Annotated in this window: 8 protein-coding genes and 1 pseudogene; 6 read left to right on the forward strand and 3 right to left on the reverse strand. The window is 60.1% G+C overall.

The features are described 5' to 3' along the window. Nucleotides 1-281: 281 nt before the first annotated feature. The 4 genes and pseudogenes from MFF42_RS23340 to MFF42_RS23355 all read left to right on the forward strand — a co-directional run bounded on the left by MFF42_RS23340 (nt 282) and on the right by MFF42_RS23355 (nt 2058). On the forward strand, nt 282-704 hold the full coding sequence (locus MFF42_RS23340; RefSeq protein ID WP_238258129.1) for a hypothetical protein: 423 nt from the start codon (nt 282-284) through the stop codon (nt 702-704). 9 nt (nt 705-713) lie between these two features. Then, a complete protein-coding gene (locus MFF42_RS23345) occupies nt 714-914 on the forward strand; it encodes a hypothetical protein (RefSeq protein WP_238258140.1) in 201 nt (66 codons plus the stop codon). Nucleotides 915-1126: 212 nt separating this feature from the next. Then, nucleotides 1127-1585, forward strand: a pseudogene (locus tag MFF42_RS23350) (DNA polymerase ligase N-terminal domain-containing protein); the annotation flags it as partial. Between the two features lie 227 nt (nt 1586-1812). Next, nucleotides 1813-2058, forward strand: a complete 246-nt coding sequence (locus MFF42_RS23355) for a hypothetical protein (protein ID WP_238258131.1) — start codon at nt 1813-1815, stop codon at nt 2056-2058. A gap of 36 nt (nt 2059-2094) precedes the next feature. Here the strand turns inward: MFF42_RS23355 and MFF42_RS23360 are convergent, their stop codons facing one another. The 3 genes from MFF42_RS23360 to MFF42_RS23370 form a co-directional block, all read right to left on the reverse strand. Continuing rightward, nucleotides 2095-3246 (reverse strand): PDDEXK family nuclease, encoded by a 1152-nt coding sequence (locus tag MFF42_RS23360; protein WP_238258132.1) that lies wholly within the window; start codon nt 3244-3246, stop codon nt 2095-2097. A gap of 172 nt (nt 3247-3418) precedes the next feature. Further along, nucleotides 3419-3721: a hypothetical protein gene (locus MFF42_RS23365; protein WP_238258134.1), complete on the reverse strand. Its 303-nt coding sequence runs from the start codon at nt 3719-3721 to the stop codon at nt 3419-3421. Next, complete coding sequence (locus tag MFF42_RS23370) at nt 3709-3939, reverse strand: hypothetical protein (protein WP_238258135.1); 231 nt, start codon at nt 3937-3939, stop codon at nt 3709-3711. Before MFF42_RS23370 ends, MFF42_RS23365 begins: the two co-directional genes overlap by 13 nt. A 70-nt stretch (nt 3940-4009) precedes the next feature. Here MFF42_RS23370 and MFF42_RS23375 point away from each other — a divergent pair, with 70 nt between their 5' ends. Together MFF42_RS23375 and MFF42_RS23380 are read left to right on the forward strand one after the other, a co-directional pair. After that, complete coding sequence (locus MFF42_RS23375) at nt 4010-4432, forward strand: hypothetical protein (protein ID WP_238258137.1); 423 nt, start codon at nt 4010-4012, stop codon at nt 4430-4432. An 824-nt stretch (nt 4433-5256) separates the two neighbouring features. Then, the coding region (locus MFF42_RS23380; protein ID WP_238258138.1) for a tyrosine-type recombinase/integrase at nt 5257-6094 on the forward strand (838 nt) is incomplete at its 3' end.

Here is a 6094-nt window from a genome sequence, read left to right on the forward strand (position 1 = left end):
GCCCAAAACCCGTTAGGATCACAGCGGCGGCCCCGGCGGGATAGATGATGATGCCGCCATGGATGCGGACGGGTCGATCTGGGCCGCACGCTTTGAGGTAGTCTGCCTTGAAGCTTACATGGAATGACCTCCTTCCAACGGACTACCTCAATCAAAATTCCACCTATGCACAACGAATGCAAACTGAGACTTTCATTAAAATCGTAGAGACTGTATACTAGGACTGTCGAGCACGGCCCCTCACTTGAGAGATTATTTGGGGGCGTTGGCGGAGCAGGCAAATGACTGAAAGATCAGCTTTGCAGGAGACTGGCGATGGCGGGCAGGCCGCCCTCCAAGCATTGCTATCTCATCACCGTGATGCCAAAAATGCAAAGGTCTATAAATCTGTTAGATATGGCCTAAACGGAAGGATATACCTGATAGAATTTCAGCATGCAGACGGCAGCAGTGGGGAGTGGGCTATATGGTCGGACGGTAGAACCTCTTATGTCTCCAGAGATATCGAGCAGTTATCCGATTTCGTGTCCTCGCATCCGTCTATATGGGAACGGATATCCGATCCTGGTTTTGTTTCAGCTTTCATTGCAATGTTCATGATAGTGTTTATCACGATACTTTATGCCGGGAAGACGGAAGTCAATCAGGTTCTTACTGGGGCGATGACTCTCGTATTGGGTTTTTATTTTGGGAGAAAGACCTGATGTGCGGGCTTGGTCAAGGCGACGGCCAGCATTATGGGCGCGTTTTCCGTCGAAGCTGGAAATGCAGTCCGTCTGACCTACTCAGATCCGTCCAGGCTGCTCGAACATAATGACGAGTGGGCCTTGCAGCGCGCCCGCTACATGATCCTGGAAAGAATCGCTCCCAGCGGCGATGATTCCCTCGTTAGCCTGCCCACCCTGGCGGCCTGACCGAGCCAGCCCTGTGAGCATCGGGGATGCAAGTCCAACGCGGTTGAGCACGGTCCGCTCCCCAACGGCATCTCTTGGCTGTGAAACCTGGAAGTGCGTAGCGCAAAAGGGGCACGCAGAGCGGGCAGAACGGGCTGTCATCGCTGCGTTTGAACCAGCGTTGCCGTTAGCTGGTTGGCCCAAGACCCGGACCGACCACCGTTTAAATGCCGTCCTTCGTCGTCCAGAAGCACGCCGCACGTCGGCTCCACTACGACTTCCGGCTCGAAGTTGGAGGCGTGCTGAAGAGCTGGGCGGTGACCCGCGGTCCGAGCCTAGTTGCCGGAGAGCGGCGGCTCGCCATCGAAGTCGAAGACCACCTCCTGAGCTACGGCAGCTTCGAGGGCGTGATTCCGTCTGGGTCCTATGGGGCGGGCGCCGTGCTCCTGTGGGATCGTGGCACTTGGGAGCCGAACGGCGATCCGGTGGCCGACCTCGCCTCCGGGTCGCTCCGCTTCCGCCTCCGCGGCGAGAAGCTCACCGGCGGGTGGCACCTCAGGCGCATGGCGCCCCGAGGGCGGCAAGCCTCCTGGCTCCTCATCAAAGCCGACGATGAGGCGGCCCGCCCGCGTGGCGCCCCCGACATTCTGGAGGAGCGCCCGCTCTCGATCGTCTCCGGCTGCTCGATCGAGGCTCTGTCAGCGAACACATCGTAACTTCCACACCCGAATGCCACCTTGAGCGTTCAAGGGCCCTGTGACCAGAGGCGCTGCGCCGACGTCTCTTCGCGGCAGCCGATCATGTTGGCGATCGGTGGACGCATTCTGCGATATGGGCCTGCTGGTCCGACGATGCAGCATGCGGCACTCGATCCTCGGTGATCCACGAACCGCTTCGACGACGACGACGTTGTGCAGACATGTCTGATCAATTTTCTGCCCCAGCCGCTGACCAAGCCATCGATGCGCGTCGTCGCGAGATGGCGATCGAGCATCTCCTGTTTGGCACGATCCGGTTCGTCGCCCAGCGTCATCCCGATCTGTTGGATGAGCTCGACGGCAGCCTCGACCACCTATGGGACAAAGCTCACGGCGACGATCGAGACGACGAGGCGGTGCGGGAAGTGGCTCGACGCTTCCTCAAAAGCCTGCGCGCCGAGCGTTAGCCGCGAGAGCGGTTGCAGTTTCGATCGTGCCAACGGTCAGGCTCCGGCACGGATCCGATCGATCATGGACTGCCAGATGGCGAACAGCTTCTCTAGCTCCGCAGGCTCTTGAAGTAGGGCAAGAGGCACGTAGGGCTCGCCGTCGACCGCTCGCTCCCCATAGCGCTGCCCGAATGTCCTTTGGAGCGTCTCCAGCACCTCTCGGCGAGCCTCAACGGCATCGAAAGGCGCGCTTCTCATCACGTAACACAGGGCTGTCGTCACCCGGCCGTTCGTTCGCATGATCGACGGCCAGCAGTGACCGTGCTCATGCTCAAGCTTCACGATCATCGAAGGTTTTTGGGCCGTAGTGATTTCATACTTTCCGCCCCGGGCTACCCACCAATCATAAACAGCACGTGCCACCGCTGTTTCACCGGCCCCCCGTTGCTCGGTGAGCTTGGCGAACCATTCCTCAGGGTTGAGCTCCGGGCGCGGGCTGTCTGTGGTTGATGACGAGCGCGTGCTCTTGCGGCGCTCCGCTTCAGCCGTCCGACCAATCAGCCGTGGCACAAGAGTCCGCAGTCCCTGCCCAGTATAATGTTTAATTTCGAGAGCGATGACTTCGGCCGGGCTCATCTGTTCGTTCAGAAATTCAACGATGCGCTTGAGCTCCGGGTAGATTACGTCCGCGATGAATACCATGCGGATCCGCCCCGCACGTAAATTGACGTCCACGTTGCGCCAAAACTCATTCAAGTCGGCGTCGGGACGTCCGAGGTGTTCACGCAGTGCTTCGTCAGCGTCACGCTCACCTGAAGCGCATGTGCGCTCAAATTGTTGCTTGATCGCATCGATCGGCCAGTAAACGACACCATTCGCAGCGTAGTCGAGCATCTGAGCGACGACTTCACGGCGACCGCGGGTGTCGCTGGCGCGCTTGACCTCTACGAGCGTCGGCACACCGTCTTGGTCGACAAAGAGATGATCGAGCGACCAGCGTCCGGAGCCTCCTTCTTCACCCGGCACAGCTTGCTCACGTGCGATGAGGAGCCAGCGACGCGGATGGTTAGGATCAACGGCATCACCGGCGATCAGGCTTGGGTGAGTTGCTAGGAGGCGCTGTAGCAGTTCCTCGCTCTCGAAGGGGCTTGATCGCATCTCGACGAGCGTGTTGTCGTCGCGGATCATGTAGACGCCGTCGCTCATCGTTACCTTTGTTTTGTTTCTGCGAATGTAGGCTGCGAATGGAGCTGGGTGCATATAGCGATGATTGCCCCAGCTCCATCACAAGTGCTAACGGCAAGGCTGTTTACACCACTGCCCGAACCGTGCCGAGTATGAGTGACAGTGAGCGAAGAGCATGCTCCCGCGGATGTTTTCAGGCCGCTTTGTCCATCTCAACATGACTGGCCAACGCTGCGCCCTGCTGGGCCTTGTAGAGCATTATGCCCTGGCGGAACATGGACACTGTCTCGATGGCCTTAGGCCATGTCTTGGCCTTCCGCCTGAAGCTACGCTCCCCGGTGATCCTATATACAGCCAAAGTCCCAGCCTCATCTGCCAGGTAGGCGTAACGCTTGTTCCTGTGCTTCGCGATGCGCGACAGATGCTTGCACGGCATGCGAGTGCCGCCCTGCCTGTAATAGGCAGTCAACGCGCGGCGCATCGTTAGATCTTCCATGCCTTCTCGTAGTCAGTAAGCATTGCCTCTGTGATGCGCTGGAGCTTGTCCAGGCCATCGATTGCAAGGCGCGCGTGTGTATGAACCATGACTTCCCTCGAGCGCTGCCCATCAGCGCATCTGCTTTTCCTGTTATAGCGGTCGAGGAGCGGCGTTTTCGGAGAAAAATTCGATGTGCGATTGAGCGGACCAGAAGGGACGCCGAGGCGCAGGCTCATCAGAGCGATCGTGAGGCCGGCAGACAGATTGGACCCGACTGGCGATCAAGGAGTGGCTACATGCGAAGGCATGAAGACACATGCCCTCATCCTCGCGTCCCTGATCCTCGCCACGGCCGCCCATGCCGGCGAGCTCGCGGAGAAACCAGGACCGTTCACCGTCAAGAGAGACCAGGCTGCCTGCATGAATCTGGCCGACTGGGACCGGATCCAGCTCTACGCCAACGACCGCAATAACCCTCTGGAGCGCGCCCGCGCCCCGCGTGCGCTCGCCGAGCTGTCAGATCCGACCAACCCGAAGGTCGGAGGCGGGCGCGTGTGCACTACGATCCCGAAGGGGACCAAGGTCTTGGTCGAGAAGCGGATCGGCCGCTACGAGTGCGTCCGCTACGAGGGCCAGCCACCGCGCCACTACGAGAAGACCTGCATCTGGACCCACGCCGTCACCGAGGGACCGGGACCGATGCCGGCCGTGGACTTCTATTGGTATTGAGTCGGTCCAGAGAGGCTCGGTCCACCTGGTCCAGGCTCCGGCAGGCCTACGGTCCGCAGGGACAGGCTGTCACCCAGATGTCCCCTTGTTGTCCCCTCAAGGCCCAATGCGAACTATCGAACGAGGGGACAAGATGTCCCCTACTTGTCCCTTCGATGTCACCCAGATGTCCCCTGGATGTCCCCTCAAAATTCAATGCGAACCCGATTTTGCGAAATTTGTCCCCTCGGGAGACATGACTCAATCAGCCCCGAATTCCGGCCAAACAGACACTCATCCGATAGATAGACATGGACCCGATCGAGAGCGTTCTCAGGGGAAGATCGCATCAGAAGCTCACTGAGCTTCGGGAAGAGCATGAGAGCGTCAGAGAGACGTCGAAACAGAGAAACGCGCTCTGTGACACTGTGTGACGAACGCAAAGAGCATCCACTTGATAGGGCGTGACGCACAGGCAGGCGCATGAGCGCGAGAGCGTCATAGGGGAGCCCCAGAGAGACGACCCATAGAGCGTGCCTGCGTGTGTGAGTGCCTTGAGAGTGTGCGCCTCCCGTAGAGAGCCGGATAGTTGGGAACGCAGTGGAAATACGGACCTACACGGCGCCTCTCGCCTGTCTCGCCCGCTCACAGGCGGTCTCCTTGGCGACGCACTGAGCCAATAGCATCAGCGTGAGCGCGACTTCCCGGAGCGTGAGAACTTGCTGCTGACTACTCACTTCAACTCCAGCTCTCGTGGATCGCCGGAAGCCGTGAGCATCCAAGTCCGCGATCCTGATAAAGATATACCTCTATCTATCTGTATATACATTTACAGGAACGCGGACTTGGAGCCCCTCGGATTTCCGGAGCGTCCGGCGACCCGCGAGACAATGACGAGCGCCAGCGACTCCGTCGGGGTTTTGCTTGCACCGTCTCCAGCGGCGTCCTTCAGTGCAGCGCTCACGCACAAGGACAGCAAGGCCGCGATGGCGACGATCAGGAAGCTCCGGGGACGCTGGCAGGCTGCTGTTCGCCGCAAAGGCGTGCAGCCGCGCTCCAAAAGCTTCGACAGCAAGAGCGACGCGGAGCGCTGGGCTCGCAGCCTTGAGGCGGAGCTCGACCGTAACGGTGCGCTGCCGGACATGCGCCCGGCCGAGAGCATGACACTCGCGCAGCTCCTGACACGTTACCGGGACGAGGTATCGCCGACGAAGCGAAGCGCAGTCACTGAGGTCGCACGCATCAACGGCATCCTACGTCGCCCCATCTGCCACCACACGATGACGCTGCTGTCGACGGCTGATCTCGCTGCCTACCGCGATGAGCGCCTCAAGGTAGTGGCGCCGGCGACGGTGATCCGCGAGCTGAACACCATCTCGCATGCGATCGACAACGCGCGCCGCGAGTGGGGCATCCACCTTGCGACGAACCCTTGCAAGCTCGTGCGCCGGCCCTCGCCGCTGAAGGGCCGCACGCGGCGCCTTGAAGGCAACGAGGAGCAGATTCTGCTCGCCGCCGCTGACAAAGGCCGGGTCTCCTACCTGCGCCCGCTGATCGAGCTCGCTGTCGAAACTGGGATGCGTCGGGGCGAACTGCTGAGCTTGCGCTGGGAGCACATAGACCTCGACCGGCGTGTTGCGCATCTGCCGCTGACGAAAAATGGGAGCAGTCGGGATGTGCCTC

The sequence above is a fragment of the Methylorubrum podarium genome, assembly GCF_022179745.1.
Taxonomy (GTDB): Bacteria; Pseudomonadota; Alphaproteobacteria; order Rhizobiales; family Beijerinckiaceae; genus Methylobacterium; species Methylobacterium podarium.